At 48.8% G+C, this 18,764-nt stretch carries 13 protein-coding genes and 2 pseudogenes; 12 read left to right on the top strand and 3 right to left on the bottom strand.

Features of this window, described 5'->3' with window-relative positions:
• The first annotated feature begins 15 nt into the window (after positions 1-15).
• The 8 genes and pseudogenes from H9625_RS06420 (at position 16) to H9625_RS06455 (ending at position 9,663) form a co-directional block, all read left to right on the top strand.
• On the top strand, positions 16-1,206 hold the full coding sequence (locus H9625_RS06420; RefSeq protein WP_191763498.1) for an AGE family epimerase/isomerase: 1,191 nt from the start codon (positions 16-18) through the stop codon (positions 1,204-1,206).
• A 171-nt stretch (positions 1,207-1,377) separates the two neighbouring features.
• Positions 1,378-2,043: pseudogene (locus tag H9625_RS06425) on the top strand (alpha/beta hydrolase); the annotation flags it as partial.
• 94 nt (positions 2,044-2,137) lie between these two features.
• Positions 2,138-2,749, top strand: coding sequence for a TetR/AcrR family transcriptional regulator (locus tag H9625_RS06430; protein WP_177897316.1), 612 nt, complete (start codon positions 2,138-2,140; stop codon positions 2,747-2,749).
• Between the two features lie 199 nt (positions 2,750-2,948).
• A complete protein-coding gene (locus tag H9625_RS06435) occupies positions 2,949-3,770 on the top strand; it encodes a class I SAM-dependent methyltransferase (protein ID WP_087210030.1) in 822 nt (273 codons plus the stop codon).
• 6 nt (positions 3,771-3,776) lie between these two features.
• The gene (locus tag H9625_RS06440) at positions 3,777-5,579 is read left to right on the top strand and encodes an ABC transporter ATP-binding protein (protein ID WP_191763500.1); all 1,803 of its coding nucleotides are present in this window, start codon (positions 3,777-3,779) and stop codon (positions 5,577-5,579) included.
• Between the two features lie 15 nt (positions 5,580-5,594).
• Positions 5,595-7,346, top strand: a complete 1,752-nt coding sequence (locus H9625_RS06445) for an ABC transporter ATP-binding protein (RefSeq protein ID WP_087406083.1) — start codon at positions 5,595-5,597, stop codon at positions 7,344-7,346.
• A gap of 270 nt (positions 7,347-7,616) precedes the next feature.
• Entirely contained in the window at positions 7,617-8,915 is a 1,299-nt protein-coding gene (locus H9625_RS06450; protein ID WP_191763528.1) for an L-cysteine desulfidase family protein, read from the top strand.
• Between the two features lie 109 nt (positions 8,916-9,024).
• The gene (locus tag H9625_RS06455) at positions 9,025-9,663 is read left to right on the top strand and encodes an AlbA family DNA-binding domain-containing protein (protein WP_087250077.1); all 639 of its coding nucleotides are present in this window, start codon (positions 9,025-9,027) and stop codon (positions 9,661-9,663) included.
• 85 nt (positions 9,664-9,748) lie between these two features.
• On the opposite strand, the gene H9625_RS06460 is transcribed toward H9625_RS06455, so the two are convergent.
• From H9625_RS06460 to H9625_RS06470, 3 genes are all read right to left on the bottom strand, one after another.
• Complete coding sequence (locus H9625_RS06460) at positions 9,749-9,919, bottom strand: hypothetical protein (protein WP_158098033.1); 171 nt, start codon at positions 9,917-9,919, stop codon at positions 9,749-9,751.
• A gap of 150 nt (positions 9,920-10,069) precedes the next feature.
• Positions 10,070-12,823 carry a putative LPS assembly protein LptD gene (locus H9625_RS06465; RefSeq protein WP_087210038.1) on the bottom strand — a complete coding sequence of 918 codons (2,754 nt, stop codon included), beginning with the start codon at positions 12,821-12,823 and terminating at the stop codon, positions 10,070-10,072.
• 88 nt (positions 12,824-12,911) lie between these two features.
• A complete protein-coding gene (locus H9625_RS06470) occupies positions 12,912-13,448 on the bottom strand; it encodes an HDIG domain-containing metalloprotein (RefSeq protein WP_022039656.1) in 537 nt (178 codons plus the stop codon).
• A 56-nt stretch (positions 13,449-13,504) separates the two neighbouring features.
• On the opposite strand from H9625_RS06470, the gene H9625_RS06475 reads away from it, so the two are divergent.
• From H9625_RS06475 to H9625_RS18035, 4 genes and pseudogenes are all read left to right on the top strand, one after another.
• A complete protein-coding gene (locus H9625_RS06475; protein WP_191763502.1) occupies positions 13,505-14,680 on the top strand; it encodes an exo-beta-N-acetylmuramidase NamZ family protein in 1,176 nt (391 codons plus the stop codon).
• 131 nt (positions 14,681-14,811) lie between these two features.
• The gene (locus H9625_RS06480) at positions 14,812-15,693 is read left to right on the top strand and encodes a DMT family transporter (RefSeq protein WP_022039658.1); all 882 of its coding nucleotides are present in this window, start codon (positions 14,812-14,814) and stop codon (positions 15,691-15,693) included.
• A gap of 56 nt (positions 15,694-15,749) precedes the next feature.
• Positions 15,750-17,369, top strand: a complete 1,620-nt coding sequence (locus tag H9625_RS06485; RefSeq protein ID WP_191763504.1) for an AAA family ATPase — start codon at positions 15,750-15,752, stop codon at positions 17,367-17,369.
• Positions 17,305-18,684 (top strand): annotated as a pseudogene (locus tag H9625_RS18035) (vWA domain-containing protein). The gene H9625_RS06485 and the pseudogene H9625_RS18035 overlap by 65 nt, the downstream one beginning before the upstream one ends.
• The last annotated feature ends 80 nt before the right edge of the window (positions 18,685-18,764 follow it).

Genomic DNA, 18,764 nt, shown 5'->3' on the forward strand with positions numbered 1-18,764 from the left:
TCGTAAATAATAAATATGAATCAACTTATCAACCAGCTTCGGAACGAAATGCGCTCCGAGCTTGAAAACAACATCCTTCCGTTTTGGATGAACAAAATGGAAGATAACGAAGAAGGCGGCTTCTACGGACAAATCACCGGCGAAGACGAATTGAAACCTGAAGCATCGAAAGGCGCAATACTGAACGCACGCATCCTGTGGACGTTCTCGTCTGCCTACCGCCTGCTGAAGAAACCCGAATACTTAGAAACAGCTACCCGTGCCAAACGCTATCTGATAGACCGGTTCTACGACCCGCAGTACGGTGGCATTTACTGGGAACTGGATTACAAGGGCAACCCGCTTGATACGAAAAAACAAATCTATGCCATCGGCTTCGCTATTTACGGACTGAGCGAATATGCCCGTGCTACAGGTGATGAAGAAGCCTTGGCGTATGCCCAACAATTATTTGATGTCATCGAACAACATAGCTTCGATTCCGAACAAAACGGATATGTGGAAGCATTGACCCGTGACTGGCAACCCATCGGGGACATGCGCCTGAGCGACAAGGACGAGAACGAGAAGAAAACGATGAACACGCACCTGCACATCCTGGAACCTTACACCAACCTCTACCGCGTATGGAAGGACGAACAGCTGGAACGACAGCTACGGAACCTGATTGAAGTATTCATCACCCGCATCCTCGACCCACAGACCGGACACCTCAACCTGTTCTTCGAAGAAGACTGGACCAACAAATACCGCATCTATTCGTACGGTCACGACATCGAAGCCTCATGGCTTATCCACGAAGCGGCATTGGTACTGGGCGACCCGGCGTTGCTGAAACGGATAGAGCCCCTCATCATCCGGATAGCTCAAGCCGCCGATGAAGGACTAAATCCCGATGGAAGCATGATATACGAAAACTTCCTCGACAAACAAAAGATAGACCGTGAACTGCACTGGTGGGTACAGGCGGAAAACGTAGTAGGACACATCAACCTCTACCAACACTTCGGCAACACGGAAGCTCTCGACACCGCCGTCCGCTGCTGGGAGTTCATCAAGACGAAACTGATAGACCGCGAACACGGCGAATGGCACTGGAGCCTCCTGCCCGACGGCACCGTAAACCGCCGCGATGACAAGGCTGGATTCTGGAAATGTCCTTACCACAACGGCCGCATGTGCATGGAGGTCATCGAACGCTTCTGACTTTTTCACCACAGATTACACAGATTTTCAATTTAGATTTTAAAGTTTATACAAACAGTCAGTTCAGAAACGCAGATTAACACAGATTTTCGCAGATTATCATTTTAATTATCTGATAAATCTGCGTTAATCCGCGAAAATCTGCGTTTCTAATAATTCAACAAAAACCATGAAACGATTAAGTGTCCTGTTGTCGTATGGTTTCACGGAGGCGGACTGACACAAGGCAACAAGTCTTTCCCTTGGAAACTGAAAGAAAAGGGCATGGTGCTTGTCGCCGTCAACTACCGTTTGCTTCCCAAAGTGGAAATCAACGAATGCCTTGATGATGCAGCGGCAGCCGTGGCATGGGTATTCCTCGAAATCGGGAAATACGGAGGAGACAAACGGAAGATTTTCGTATCGGGACACTCGGCAGGAGGCTATCTGACCGCCATGATAGGCTTGGATAAGAAATGGCTCGCCAACTATCAGACCGATGCCAATGAGATAGCAGGACTCATCCCGTTCAGCGGACAGATGATCAGCCATTTCGCCTATCGGGACATGAAAGGCATCGGAAACCTGCAACCGACCATTGATGAGTATGCCCCACTCTTTCATGTCCGGAAAGACGCTCCTCCCTTGGTATTGATTACAGGAGACCGCAACATCGAGCTTTTCGGACGATACGAAGAGAACGCCTACATGTGGCGGATGATGAAACTGACCGGACATGCCGAAACCTACCTCTACGAGATAGACGGACACGGGCACGGCTCTATGGCAGAACCGGCTTACCACATCTTAGAGCAACACATCCGGAAAATTTTAGGGAAACCGGTGGATAACAACTGACCAAGAATACCCCTACCACAAATCCCTATAAATAGGTATTGCCGGATTATTTCAAGCCTTGTATTTTTGCAGAAAGAAAAAAACAGAAAACATCATGCAAGTGCTGAAAGAAGACATACGCGACCGTATATTGGCTATTGCCAGGCAGCAATTCGCGCAGAATGGATATTCCAAAACTTCCATGCGTGAAATAGCCGGACTGGCAGGAGTTGGGGTCGGAAACATCTACAACTATTTTGCAAACAAAGACGAGCTGTTCCGTGAAGTGGTCCGTCCGGTCTTGTATGCCTTGGAAGCCATGTTGCAGGAGCATCACGGCATACGGGGCGAGGATATTATGATGATGCGGTCGGAAAAGTATCTGAAGTCCTGCATCGATGAATATGTTTCGCTTATTAACACGCACCGCGGGCTGATGGAAATTCTGTTGTTCCGCGCACAAGGCTCTTCATTGGAACATTTCCGCGAGAACTACACCGACCGTTCTACGGAACTGGTCAAGGCATGGTTCACGTCCATGCAGCAGAAGCATCCCGAAATCAATACGGCAGTGTCCGATTTTATCATCCACCTGCATACGGTATGGATGTTCACCCTGTTCGAGGAACTGCTGATGCATTCGGTTCCCCAACAGGAAATGGAAACCATCTTGCACGACTATATTCTTTTTGAAATTCAAGGCTGGAGGGCAATCATCCAAATATGAGATACAGGCAACGTACATACGAACATTCAACCGTATTGGAACGGTTGGCAAGGAGGAAATCTTCACGGAGGTTTCCTCCTTTTTTTATGAACATTTCTGAATATCGTTCGCTTTTGCGCACTTTTCTCACATTCAGCAAAGCAAGTAAACTCGCTTTGCTCTCACTCAATCGAAACGTTCACTATTAAATTGCAATATAATGAAACAGAAACACGAATTTAAGAGCATTGTGGCGGAGACGTTGCTCATTCCGCTATACATGAGAGCGAAAGAAAGCCGCCGTGTCAATCCTATTCTGGATGACAAGGCAGCGGAACGGTTGGCAGACAGCTTGGAATACGATTATTCCCAATTCGATGGGGCAAAGCTGAGCGAAGTGGGCTGCGTGGTGCGCGGCTGGTATTTCGACCGTGCCGTAAAACGGTTTATCGATACGCATCCCCGTCCGGTAGTCGTAAATGTAGGGTGCGGATTGGATACCCGTTTCCAGCGTATCGGCAACCCAAAAACTGTTTTTTATGACTTGGACTTGCCGGAAGTCATGGCACTACGTCGGGAATTGATACCCGAACAGACAGGTAATGTTTATATCGCAGCTTCCTTACTGGAAACCGACTGGATGGACGAGCTACGTCGGAAACATCCCGATGCGGAATTTATTTTCATTGTGGAAGGTGTGCTGATGTATTTTTACGAGAAGCAGGTAAAAAGTTTCCTGCATCACGTGGCAAGCCGTTTCGGAGGTGGAGAGTTGTGGTTTGACGTATGTGGCACCATGATGAGCCGGCATGGTGTAAAGCCCGATTCACTCCGCCATCATGAGGCGCAAATCCGTTCGGGATTGAGCGATGGACATCTGGTGGAACAATGGGAACCGGCTTTGCAACTCATCGAACAAGCTAACTACATGAAGTTTTTCCGCTCACGCTGGGGATTCTTCTTCGGACAAGTATTAGGGCGCATTCCTTGGCTATGTTATAAATTCAGTTCATTACTCGGATATAAAATCCTATCAAAATAATATACAATGAATCAAACAAAAAAGAAAGAAGGTCTGTCCCGGCTGTTCGAGATAGCGGGACAGAAGAAAGGGCTGCTCATCATGGCAGGCGTGTTGTCTGCCGGCAGCGCGGTGTGTATGCTCGTGCCCTATTGGGCGGTTTATGAAGTTTTAAAAGAATTGCTGACACATGGAGGAAATCCCGCCGCTTCGGACGGAGCCAGCATGATACGCTGGGGATGGATAGCGTTTGGGGGACTTGTCGGCGGACTGGTATTGCTGTATGCCGCCTTGATGTCTTCCCACATTGCGGCTTTCCGCATACTCTATGGATTGCGTGTCCGCCTGTCCGAACACATCGGCAGGCTTCCATTAGGGTATCTGAACAACACGTCCACCGGAGCCATCAAGAAAACGATGGACCAGAACATCGAAAAGATAGAGGGGTTCATCGCCCATACCATTCCGGACTTAGTGAACGTGGTAGCCACGGTAGCGGTGATGCTTGCCATCTTCTTTTCGCTGGATGCGTGGCTGACGGCCGTATGCCTGACGGTCGTAGTGGTCAGTCTGTTTCTTCAATTCTCCAATTTCATGGGCAAAAGGGCAAGGGAGTTTATGGGCATCTACTACGATGCGCAGGAAAAGATGAGCGCGTCTGCCGTGCAATATGTGCGGGGGATGCCCGTGGTCAAGATATTCGGGCAAAGTGTCCGTTCGTTCCGTCAGTTCAATGCCGAAATCCAGGCATATAAGACCTTTGCCTTGAAGTGTTGCGACACCTACCAGAACGGGATGATTGCCTTTACGGTTCTGCTCAATTCGATGGTGACGTTCATTCTCCCCATGGGCATCCTGCTGATGCAGGCCAGTCCGCAATCCTTGTCGCTGGCGGTGGTATGGCTGTTTTTCATCATCATGGGTCCGGGTATGGCTTCTCCCGTCTATAAACTGACATTCTTGGGAGGCAACACGCGCGACATCGATGAGGGTGTAAAACGCATCGACCGCATCTTGGGAAAAAAGCCTGTACCGGAAGCGGAGCACCCGCAGGTGCCTACATCCTATGATGTGGAGTTCCGCCATGTATCATTCTCCTACGAAAACACGGAACAGGGCACGCGGACGGAAGCCTTGCGCGATGTCAGCTTCACGGCACCGCAAGGAGAGATAACCGCTCTTGTCGGTCCGTCGGGAAGCGGTAAGTCTACGATAGCCAATCTGATTCCCCGCTTTTGGGATGTGGAACAGGGAGAGATACGCATAGGCGGCGTGGACATCCGCCAGATAGCCACGGAGAAGCTGATGGACATGGTGTCTTTCGTATTTCAGGACACGTTCCTGTTTTATGACACGCTCTATGAGAACATTGCCGTCGGCTCTCCCACAGCCACGCAGGAAAAAGTGATAGCCGCAGCCAAGGCTGCCCAATGCCATGACTTCATCGAACGGTTGCCGCAGGGATACGACACGCGGATAGGCGACAAAGGTGTGTATCTCTCCGGAGGCGAAGCGCAACGGATATGTGTGGCACGTGCTATCCTAAAGAATGCCCCGATACTGGTGCTGGACGAAGCCACGGCTTTCGCCGACCCGGAAAACGAGCATAAAATGCAAATGGCTTTGCAGTCGCTGATAAAGGACAAGACGGTCATCGTGATTGCCCACCGCCTCTCTTCCATCATCTCGGCACATCAGATTGTCGTCATGAAAGAGGGACGGATCGCACAGTGCGGAAAACATGAAGTCTTGTCCGTAACAGAAGGTGTATATAAAAAGATGTGGGATGCCTATACAAGTGCTTACCACTGGACGTTGAACAAAAATTGAAAAGGAGAACAAGATATGAACGCAATCAAAAACATTACCATCGGACATACCGAACGGCTTTACAAGCCAGTCGGATACACCATGCTTGCCAACTTGGTCAATATCGTGCCGTTCTGCCTCTCTATTGAAGCGGTACGCATCATCTTCAGTGCTTTTGACGGGAGCGGACAGCCGCTTGACACCACCCGCCTTTGGTGGATATTCGGCATGATGGCTGTTTATATGCTGGTCATGGCTTTGGCGGAACGGGCATCCTATCGTGCCAATTTCCGAGGAGCCTACGAAATGAGCGCATCGGGACGCTTATCGCTGGCTGAACATCTACGGAAACTTTCGCTGGGATTCCTGTCCAGACGCGACCCCGGCGATTTGTCTTCCATGCTTATTACGGACTTCATGATGGCGGAAACCGGTATCTCGCACCACTTGCCCCAACTGATGGGTGCCGTGGTCATGCCCGTACTGGCTTTTGCTTCGCTGGTCTGGATAGACTGGAGGATGGCAGTCAGCATGTTTGCCGCGCTTCCGCTTGCCATGCTTGTCCTATGGGCAAGCACTGGCGTACAAAGGAAACTGAGCGGCAAGCAGATTCAAGCCAAAATAGATGCCGGAAACCGGTTGGAAGAATACCTGCAAGGCATCCGGGTGATGAAAGCCTACAACCTGCTGGGCGACCGTTTCGTCCGGTTGCGTGATGCCTTTGCCCAGCTTCGCCGTGCCTGCATCCGCCAGGAAGCTTTGTTAGGTCCGTTCGTTTTGCTAAGTATCACAGTGGTTCGTGCCGGACTGACGATGATGGTTCTGTGCGGAACTTATCTCCTGTTAGGGGGCAAGCTTTCCATACTCGTATTCGTACTGTTCCTCGTGGTCGGTTCCCGTGTGTTCGATCCGCTGACTTCCGCCCTGACCAATTTCACCGAGTTCCGTTATTTCTCCATTGCCGGAGGACGCATCCTTTCACTGATGAACGAGCCGGAAATGAAAGGGGAACGGCAATCTCCGGTGGCTGGCGACATCCGCTTTGAACATGTATCGTTCGCTTATCAAGATAAAGAAGTGTTGCACGATGTAACCGTTACTCTTCCCAATAATTCACTGACAGCTCTTGTCGGTCCTTCGGGAAGCGGGAAAAGTACAGTAATGAAGCTTTGTGCCCGTTTCTACGACCCACAGAAAGGGCGTATCTTCTTCAACGATGTTCCGATGGATGAAACAGATCCCGAAAGCCTGATGAGCCACATATCCATGGTATTTCAGGATGTTTATCTGTTCCAGGACACCCTGCGCAACAACATCCGTTTCGGCAAAACCGATGCGACGGAGGAGGAAATCATCGCCGCAGCCAAGAAAGCCTGTTGCCACGACTTCATCATGCGCTTGCCTCAAGGCTATGACACGATGGTAGGCGAAGGAGGCTGCACCCTGTCGGGCGGTGAGAAGCAGCGCATATCCATAGCCCGTGCCATTCTGAAAGACGCGCCAATCATTCTGCTGGATGAAGCGACCGCCTCCCTCGATCCCGAAAACGAAGTGGAAGTGCAGAAAGCCATCGACACGCTCATCAAAGGACGTACCGTGATAGCCATTGCCCACCGACTTAAAACCATTCAGAACGCCGACCGGATTATTGTCTTGGACAACGGAGAAATCAGGGAAGAAGGTACGCACGATGAACTTATCCGGAAGGAAGGGCTTTACGCACATTTGTGGAATATCCAAGAAAACAGTTCCGGTTGGAAACTTGCCAATCAAATTGAAAACCATTGATATACAAATTTGTACATTTCAAAAGAACACAGATATTGCAAAGGCACAGACGGACATACAGGTTATTTTATTTGGCTGATTGCGACATTCATATAAATTTATTTTCCTGTGCTTCTCTGTGCCATCTGTACCATCTGTACCATCTGTGTTCCGTACCGGCATAGCTGTATCGAAAAGATTTTCCCTTCCAGCCTGCACATTCTCTGCAAAAAAAATGTACTTTTGCAACACGAATCAAAAACAAGACAAACAGACAAACAAATGGAGAGCATCATCAGCAAATCTGAAAGAGAGCAAATCATCGCTCTGATGAAAAGAGAAGTGGTTCCTGCCATCGGCTGTACCGAGCCTATTGCAGTAGCACTCTGCACAGCAAAAGCTACTGAGGCTTTGGGCTGTACACCCGAACATATCAACGTCTATCTGAGTGCAAACATCCTGAAAAACGCGATGGGCGTAGGCATACCGGGTACGGGAATGATAGGTCTTCCCATCGCCATTGCATTGGGCGCACTCATCGGCAAGTCGGAATACGGACTGGAAGTCTTAAAAGACTGCACACCCGAAGTTGTAGAAAAAGGAAAGGAAATGATAGCACGTCCCCAGTGCATCAACATCGCCTTAAAAGACGACATCGAGGAAAAACTATACATTGAAGTGACCTGTACAAACGGGAACAATGTAGCGACTGCCATCATCAGCGGCGGACATACCAACTTTGTCTACTTATGCCGTAATGGAGAAGTGCAGCTCGACAAACGTACCGGCACCACCTCGGCCGAAGACGAAGAAACGGTCGACCTCACTTTACGCAAGGTGTTTGATTTCGCCACCACTGCCCCCATCGATGAAATACGCTTCATCCTCGAAGCCAAAAATCTGAACAAGGCTGCCGCCGAACAATCACTCAAAGGCTGTTATGGACACGGATTGGGACGTATGTTGTGCACTAACAAGAATGAAGAAAAGATTATGGGAAACAATACCTTCACCCACATCCTCTCGTACACCTCTGCCGCATGCGATGCCCGTATGGCAGGTGCAATGATACCCGTAATGAGTAATTCAGGAAGCGGAAACCAAGGCATATCTGCCACCCTTCCCGTAGTCATCTTTGCCGAAGACACCCACGCCACCGAAGAACAGCTCATTCGTGCGCTGACGCTAAGCCACCTCACCGCTATTTACATCAAACAGAGCCTGGGCAAGCTTTCGGCGCTCTGCGGATGTGTAGTGGCAGCTACCGGAAGCAGCTGCGGCATCACCTACCTGATGGGAGGCAGCTACGCACAGGTGATGTACGCCGTGCAGAATATGATTGCCACCCTCACCGGAATGATATGCGACGGGGCAAAGCCCAGCTGTGCCCTGAAAGTAACCAGCGGCGTATCTACTGCCGTGATGTCTGCCATTATGGCTATGGACCAGAAGTGCGTCACTGCCGTAGAGGGCATCATCGAAGAGAACGTGAACCGGAGCATCCGCAACCTGACCCTCATCGGTTCGAAAGGCATGAACGAGACCGACAAGATGGTGCTCGACATCATGACCCACAAACATTGTGATTAATCAGGTACTAGGAACTAGTTGACTAGGTACTAGGTTTTCAGATACCAAACATGCTCAAAGGTATTTAAAACCTAGTCAACTAGTACCTGGTCAACTAGTCAACTAAAAAATGACACATCCGGCAGACTACATACAGCGGCTTATCAGCGAAGGCGAACACGTGCATCAGGACTTCAAGTTCGAAATCTCCGATGCCCGGAAGATAGCCAAAAGCATCTCCGCCTTTGCCAATACCGAAGGAGGACGCCTGCTGGTAGGAGTAAAAGACAACGGAAAGATAGCCGGCGTGCGCTCCGAAGAAGAAATCTACATGATAGAAGCCGCCGCCCAACGTTATTGCACGCCGCCCGTCGACCTGCATACCTATATATATAAGGTAGAAGGAAAAGATGTGCTGGAAGTGGTAATCGATGAAAGCCCGCGAAAACCCGTCTACGCCCTCGATGCCGAAGAACGGCGGTGGGCATACGTCCGCATCAAGGACGAAAACATTCTGGCAAGCCCTATCCACCTGAACATCTGGCAGCACAACCGGCACGAGGAAAAGGTCATCATCGCCTACACCCAACGCGAACAACAAGTACTGAACCTGCTGGCACAACATCCTTGCCTCACCCTCAACCAATGCCAACGCCTCACCCGGATGAACCGCAAGCTAATCACCAACCTCCTTGCCGACTTTATCCGCTTCGGACTGGTAGAGCAGGTATTCCATGAACACACGTTCTATTTCCGGTTGAAAGAGTAATGCCGTTATACTTCTCGCGGCATTAATTGGTGCATTTTATCGCTTGTCACCTTAAATCCACATGACTGCCTTGCTTGTAAGATTATTAAGAAGCTGTTTTGAATTTCTCCAAAAAGTTTTTCTTGGCTTGATGTATCCGTTTTCGTGTGTGCTTTGGGCGATTTTTTGGTCCTTTCCGCTCCTGTTCTTCGTCAGATAGCCCGCTATCTTCCTCATCACAGAAGCGGAAATGCCTCAAAAACTCATCCCAAATCATCGCACGATAAATTCAAAACAGCTTCTAATCTTCATGCCGAAAGATTATTAATCTTCACGCTGTAAGATTAATAATCTTACAAACAATGCTGCTTATGGCGGAGAAACCAAAGCTTGCTTGTCATGGCGGATATTCACTACTATTAATTATTTAGTACCACGTCACCTGGCTACCCGTATTGCTTCGCTGGTCCCACTTCAAGGCATCGGTCAACATACTGGAGTTGGCACGGATAGAGAAGTTATACGATGTGAACGGACCGAACACCAGGCCACAACTCATATTGAAGCAGTGCAGGTCACGAGTGATATTTACCGTAGTCATAGACATTTCTTTCGAGGTAAAGTCGTAACCACTCGAATACGTGATATTCCAACGGCTTCCTATCTTCACATTTCCCGAAATGTTCAACGAATGGGTCAAGGCATACGGATAACGCATTTTCTTGATATTGATTTTACCACTGGTATTCTCGCGGATGCTATAACTGTAACTCAGGCTCAGGCTCCACGGCATATTGAATGCCAGATAACCGTCAGGGTCAAGTTTGGCATCTTCCGTCTTCCGGTTGGCTGTATTGTTTGTCTGGTCTGTACTTTCGCTATCCTCTTCGTCGCTATCCTCCTCTTCATCTTTTTTGTCCTTGTCTTTCTTGTCCTCGTCATCTCCTTTACCGAACAGTTTCTTGAATGTGTCATTGTTCAGAGTATATGAGAACGAGCCACTGTATCCCTGAAAACGTCCGAAACGTCCGTACGACCATTCCGTGCGGTCGCTGGTCACCACATTTCCGTTTTCGTCAAATTTATAAGCATACGTGGCAAAGGTAGCATTCATATTAAAGGTATAACTCTTGGTCAGCTTCAGACGGGCACTCATCGTCAGGTTGCTCCAGCGCTTTTGGGCTATATCATACGACAGATTTGCCGTCAGGTCATCAATCAGACTGATTTTCTTGTACCCCGTCGTATCCTTATCCGATGCCATCTTCATTTCCAGATTGTTTTTCAATGAGAATGCAACGGTTTGTGAAACCCCTTGTCCCGGTACACCATACGGCATACCTTCGAAAGGAGAATATTCTGTAGTCCGCACTTCGCCGTTTTCGTCTGTATAGGTATAAGTTTCATAATAACCGAATTTTGATCTTCCAAAATCAGGCGTATACGTATAGCTCACAGTTGGCGTCACCACGTGACGGATGGTAATGTCCTTGCTCTTCCAAAACAACGGTTTGTACATACCATACAGTTTGGTGTTCATCGACAATGACATATTATAATCATACACACGATTAAAACCGTTGATGGTGTCACGCACCTCTTCACGCCGCTGTTCATCATAGCTGCGCATGATTTTCTTGGTATACCAACGCTCTGTATAGTCGAACGAAGGAGTAATGTTTATATAATTAAATAAGGTAAAGTTCGCCTCAATCGGGATATTGTGGCGCATACCGGTCTCCCATTGCGAGAACGGAGTTTTAAACAGCAGGTTATCCTTGGTGTCCACACTATTGGTCAAGGCACCCGTATATTGGAACGAAATTTTTTCGTACCAACGCTCGTTGCCCGCCGCCTTCTTGCGCTTGAAGGGGTAAATACGGCTCAACGAAATGTTTACATCAGGCAGTGTCATATTCAGCGAAGAGTCGCGAGTGTTCTGCGTAATGTTGAACGTACTCGAAATATTCAATCCGATTTCAGGGAAATTGCGTGAGTAACTGATACTGGACGCTTTCGTATTATTGCTATACGAAGAAGGGTCATACAACGTACTCAAGCTGGAACGGTCGTAACTGCTGGTCGCAAAGTTCACACTTGCCGAGAACGAACTGTTCGGGTTTGCCTTAGAGTCCTGCCGGTGGCTCCACTGAATACGGAAGTCTTTCGACACGGCATAGTCGGGCATATTCTTCTCGCCTGTCTTTGTCACCAGATAACTGGCATTAAAGTAACCGCTGTACTTATACCGTTTGTTATAATTCGATGCCACCGAAAGCCCCCACGAACCTTTGGTATAAATTTCACCCAACAGTTTCAGGTCCATCTTGTCGCTGATGGCAAAATAATATCCTCCGTCACGCAGGTAGAAACCACGGTTCATTTCGTCACCATACGTCGGCATGATGAATCCCGAAGAATAGCTGCTGCTGAAAGGAAAGAAACCGAACGGGATGGCAAGCGGCAACGGTACATCTTCTACCACCAACTGTGCCGGACCGAATACCACGTCTTTCTTAGGGCGCACTTTCGCCATCGAAAGCTTCAGGTAGAAGTGCGGATGCTCGTGATTGTCGCACGTCGTATACTTGCCTTCCGTCATATAGATTTCATCATCCGCCCCTTTTTTGGCATTCACGCTGGTCACATAGCCCTCGCCTTGTTGGGTGATGATATCGTTGATAAAACCTTTCTTGGTCTTGAAATTATAACGCATCGTTTTCGATTCGTAAGGTGTCTCGCCATCCTTGAATATCGGAGTGCCCGAACTTACACCAGCCGTATCCACCACTCCTTCGGCAAATACCGTACTGCTATCCATATTCATCGAAATCTTTGCCGAAGTCAGTTCGATGTTCTGATAATTCACCTTACCGTTACCATACAAATGGGCATACCCTCCCTTTGTAAAGACTATAGAATCACTTGCTTCGTAAATTACCGGAGCGTCCAGCGGTTCTTTTTTCGAACTGTCGGCTGCCAGCGAATCGGCCATAAGGCTGTCTCTCATCAACGAATCAAGCTGTAACGAATCCGCTTGCAAAGAATCTGTACGAAGCTCTGTATTGTTTTTTCGTGCGCGCTTTCCCTTGGCACGCTGAGCCTCAGCGTACAATGAGAAAAAGCAGCTCACGAAAAACAGAAGCAAAAACGAGTATGTGGTTTTCTTAAATGACGTCATTCACTCTTTTTTTACACAATGCGCTGCAAAAGTAAGCATTATCCTGTAAATAAACACAGAAGCCTTTGTTTTTAATGTATTTTTAAGACTATAAAAAAAGCTCGCACCAATGGTCGAAACGCACGGCACCTTCTTCTCCGTGCTTAGCAACACTCTTGCGTGCCTTATCAAGGCTCTTTTCCTTGTCTAGTTTGGTCTTCGAAAAAAACTTGTCTGCAAAACAGATTATCTGTTCTTCCATACTCACCGGCAACATGTCACGATGTGGCAAAGGTAAACCACGGTCGAGGATATTCTGCAGAGAAAGACCGGCACCGGTATGCCGTTCGCATACCAGAGCATGACGCGGAAAACCTTCCTTACGCACCAAATCTGCTCCCAAATATCCGTGGCAGATATACGGATAAGTACCAAAACACTGAATGTCAGGAGCATCGGTCTGGAATATGCCAATATCGTGCAGCACCGCCGCCTCACCAATAAAAGCCAAGTCTAGATTCAGTTCAGGATGTTTCTGTGCCAAAGCCAGCGCCTTGTCGGCAACCGAACGGCTATGTACCAGCAGGATATGCTTCAATTCATTATCTTCCGGATAAAATTTATCAATCAATGCGAATGGATTCATATACTTATTTTATTATATTTGTAACACGCGAAATTACAAAAAAATATTCATCCGTTATGAAATATCGATTATTATTCCTGTTTTTCATCTGTTGGAGCGTGTCAACTGCTCTCACCTCACTCTATGCCCAAGTACGTACTGGAGCCGAACAGACCGGACTGTACCTGCACTTGCTCAGAGGGAAACATGTATCACTGGTAGTCAACCAGACTTCTCTTATCGGAAAGACGCACTTGCTCGATTCCCTGTTATCGCAAAACATACAAGTAACATCCATCTTCGCTCCCGAACACGGAATACGGGGAGAAGCAGATGCCGGAGCCATCGTCAAAGATGGAAAAGACGCACGCAGCGGCATTCCGGTTCTCTCTCTTTATGGCAAGGACAAGAAACCCCGAAACGACCAATTAAAAGATACCGATATCATCGTATTCGATATTCAGGATGTAGGTGCACGCTTCTTTACCTACATCAGTACTTTATACTATGTGATGCAAGCTTGCGCCGAAAACGGGAAAGAACTGATTGTATTGGACCGGCCGAATCCGTGCGACTATGTAGACGGACCTGTATTGCAACCGAAGTTCAAGAGCTTCGTAGGGATGCTTCCCATTCCGGTATTACACGGATGTACGGTAGGAGAAATCGCCCAAATGATCAACGGCGAAGGGTGGTTGGGGAATGGCTTGCATTGCAGACTGAGAATAATCCCTGTCGCAGGCTGGCATCACGGACAGCCCTATTCGCTTCCCGTCAAGCCCTCGCCTAACCTGCCCAACGATCAAGCCGTCGCACTTTATGCCTCCCTTTGTCCTTTCGAAGGTACATCGGTAAGTATAGGACGCGGTACCCCTTTCCCATTTCAAGTAATCGGGAATCCCACGCTCAAGACCTGCACATTCCGTTTTATGCCTCGCCCGTTAAAAGGTTCGGATATGAACCCGTTGCATAAAAACACCTATTGTTACGGTTCAGACTTGCGGCACACAGAAGCACCTGAAGGCTTTTCTTTAAAATACATCCTTGAAATTTACCGGCTTTACCGGAATAATCCAAAAGGCTTCTTCACCCGTCCCCATTGGTTTGACCTGCTGATGGGCACCGACAGTGTGCGGATGGACATACTGAAAGGAAAATCTGAAGCTGAAATCCGTACAGCGTGGCAACCCGCCCTCCAGCAATATAAAACCATGCGGAAAAATTATCTTCTCTATCATGATTATACTAATTGAATCCGCAAACATCCCATACGATACGCCCCTACAGCCAATTGGGTAAAGTGCGGATATGCATAAATCTTTATTGCCCATATTGCCTGTTCGCCGGAGAAATGACTACCTTTGCACCGGAAAACAGTTAAACGATGAAAGAAGCTTTACTTAAACTCCACCTGTCGGTGCTGATAGCAGGTGGTACGGGAGTGTTCGGGCGTGTGATTACGTTGAACGAAGGACTGCTGGTGTGGTACCGGCTGCTGCTTGCCACACTGATGTTTTATGCCGTGTTGTTTGTTTTAGACAAATTACGCAAGGTGCAACGGCGGGATGCGGTACGGATTGCTGCGACGGGTGTGCTGCTTGCCTTGCACTGGCTGTTCTTCTACGGCAGCATCAAGGCATCGAATGTGTCTATCGGAGTGGTCTGCCTCTCGCTAATGAGCTTCTTTACCGCCCTGTTCGACCCGCTTATCAACCGACACCGGGTATCGGCAAGCGAGGTGCTGTTCAGCCTGATAGGTGTGGCGGGCATCGTGCTGATATTCCATTTCGATACCCGTTACCGTGTGGGCATCCTAATGGGCATCCTCTCGTCGGCACTGGCTTCGCTCTTCACCATCTGCAACAAGCGGGTAGCGTCTGATTATCCGTCGGGCACTGTGCTGCTCTATGAAATGGGAGGAGGTTTCGCAGGGCTGAGCCTGCTGCTGCCCTTCTACCTGCATTTCTTTCCGGTTACGTCGCTCGTGCCTTCTGCCGCCGACTGGGGGAGCCTGCTGGCATTGGCTTCGCTCTGTACGGTATGCCTGTACATCCTGCAGATACAGGTTCTGAAGCGGATTTCGGCGTTCACGTTCAACCTGACCTACAACCTGGAGCCTATCTACAGCATCATCCTTGCCATGATTATCTTCGGCGAAGCGAAAGACCTGAACGCAAGTTTTTATGCCGGGCTGGGGATGATATTCCTGTCGGTGGTGATGCAGACCCTGCGGATAATAACAAAAGTAAAAAAACAAAAGTGTTAAAGCCAACAGGCAAAATGCCGGTTTTACAGAAGCACCGGCTTAACTCCTTTACAAATATGGAAAATCTGACACAACGCATCCGGCTATTGCTGGAAGCATTAAACGAACGAGTATTCGGCAAAGAGCATATCATAAGCCTGTCACTACTATCGGCAGTGGCAGGCGAAAGCATCTTCCTGCTCGGTCCTCCGGGAGTAGCAAAAAGTATGGTGGCGCGACGATTGAAGCTAGCATTCCGCAATGCGGGTTCATTTGATTACCTGATGTCGCGCTTCAGTACCCCCGATGAAATCTTCGGTCCGGTTTCCATCTCGAAATTGAAAGACCGCGACACGTACGAACGGATGACAGAAGGCTATTTGCCTACTGCTACCATTGCTTTTCTGGACGAAATCTGGAAGGCAGGACCAGCTATACAGAATGCCCTGCTGACCATTCTGAACGAGAAAATATATCGCAACGGCAACCATACTTTCCGGGTACCGCTGAAAGGGCTGGTGGCTGCCTCTAACGAATTGCCTGCCTCAGGACAGGGACTGGACGCCTTGTGGGACCGCTTCCTGGTGCGGATGCTGGTGACAGGCATAACCGACCAGTCTGACTTCGACCGTATGATAGCTTCGCCAGACGAAAGCGAACCTTGTGTTAATACCGCCTTGCAAATAGAAGAACAAGAATATGAGACATGGCAAGGCAAAATCGGCTCAATCAGCATCCACTATTCCATTTTCGAAGTGATACATACGTTGAAAGAAAAAATAGAAGACCACAACCACAAACTACAGAATGCCGAATCGACGGAGCAACCTCTGTATGTGTCCGACCGCAGGTGGAAAAAACTGGTGAAGCTGCTACGTACATCGGCTTTCCTGAACGGTTCGGACACCATACGCCTGACCGACTGCCTGTTGTTACGCCATTGCCTGTGGAACGAGGTATCACAGCTGGAGGAAATAAATGAGATGGTAACAGACGCCATTCGGATGAGCGCCGAAGGGTATCTGTTGAACCTGCAGGGCTTGCACAGGGAGATGGAAGCTCTGAAAGATGAGCTGTCATCGGCAGCAGCCGTGCACGAAAACCGAGATCCGGGACTGCTGTTGGTCGACTCGTATTATCACCAGATAGACAAAGTGCGGCTGGCAGGAAGATTGCTGATGTTTGCATCCGACTATCAGTCGCTCGACACCATCGGGAAACTGTTCTACCTGCACAAAGACAAGTATAAGAGCCAGTGTTTTATCTTGAAGCGCTACGACCTGTCGATGCGGAACAAGGTGCCGCAGCATAAAATCTATTCGCTGCGCAAGGGCAACCGCTCGGTCTTTATCAATGATTACGAATATCCATTGGTGTGTGTGCCCGGTTGTGAACCGCTGCCACCACAAGCCGCAGGGACGGACAAGGAAAAGCTGGAGGAACGCTTCTGCCAGCTGAACGACTTATTGCTACGGGTGGAAGGAGGATGCAAAGACTTTTATACACAAGAATTGGCATATGCAGACCGGCACCTGTTCCTGAACGAGCAGGAACGAGACATCATACGGGGATTGCTGGAACATCAGCAGACATCGGTAGCAGATTATCGGAACGAACTAAACGAACTGGAACATGCATATCGGGAAGAGAACACGGAATATCCGTCTGAAAACATTGAAGGCAATCTATTTGGCTGAGCTTCGTCAGCGTTGCTCCAAACATCTGCAGGAAGCGTTGCATAAACGTATCGTGTTCCCTGCCGAACTGGAGGACGCCATATGGCAGTATTACCGCAAGACATCTCCATCGCTCCAGGAGTTTTACTCCCGCTATACGCCCGAATGGGAGATGTTCTACGATGCTGAGTCTTTGTCGCCCGGCGATTTCCTACTTTTTCTGAAGCGGATGCTCCCGGCTTTCCGTAAGCGCTATGCACTTACCGAACTGGATGTGCCGTATTACATCGGAAAACTGGAACAACCGGCCAGCACAGATGCCGGGCGGAAAAACTTACAGGAGTTTTTTCTAAACAAGTGGCACCGCCTGCTTACCGCCAAGGAATACGATTACCAGTATCATCACATCGCCTCTTTATGCAACAGTTTTGCACTGCTGAAGGCAAGTACAGGCATGAAGACCGAGACCAACCTGATAAGTTCGCGCATCCGCTGGCTATTGTACAACCATCCGGAACTGTACCGGAAGGTGATGCATTACGAGAAAACAATGGAACAGAACCGGCACATACACGAACTGGTACGGGTACTGGGCAAAAGAAGCCAGGGAGAAAAGAAACGCTTCGACCCCTTATCGGGAGCACAAAAAGAGCAGTTGGTGCGTCATGCCACACAAAGCGACATCGAATGCATTACGCTGGGCAACGACCTGAATCACCTGTTACCCATAGAGTATTGATATTTTGCCGAAGAAACACTACGTCCCGTCTTTATGCAACGCTACACGGAAAAACGCTTGCAGATGTTCGACAGCCGTTCGCAAGAAGACCGTTCGGCGGCACAGCCGGGTAAGAGGGAAGTAAGCGGACAAGGTCCCTTTGTCATTTGCCTGGATACATCCGGATCGATGGAAGGCAAGCGGGAGCAACTTGCCAAATCGGCCGTACTCGCCATTGCCCGTCTTACCGAAAGCACACACCGCAAGTGTTACATCATCAATTTTTCGGAAGAAACCGAACATCTGCTGGTAAAAGACCTGTATACCGACTTACCTGTGCTGGTGGAATTTCTGAACCATAGTTTCGGGGGAGGCACCAGCATGGAACAGGCCGTAGACGAAGCGGTGCGAATGATAAACAGCAACGGATGGCACCGTTCGGATGTAGTGATGATTTCCGATTTCGAAATGCCCCCCATATCTGAAACACTGATGAAACAGATTTTGGGACTGAAACGTAAGGAAACGGCTTTCTATGCCCTGGTGTTCGGAACACGTCCCGAAATGGATTACCTGAACCTGTGCGACCGCTGCTGGAACATGGACATTCCGGGGTAACACGAACTGTCCTGCGCTTCGCTCACAGGAGTTAAAAGACAATAGTTCTGTTAGGATTTCCATTAGTAAAAGTATTGGTT

The organism is Phocaeicola intestinalis (assembly GCF_014837065.1).
GTDB classification, from domain to species: domain Bacteria; phylum Bacteroidota; class Bacteroidia; order Bacteroidales; family Bacteroidaceae; genus Phocaeicola; species Phocaeicola intestinalis.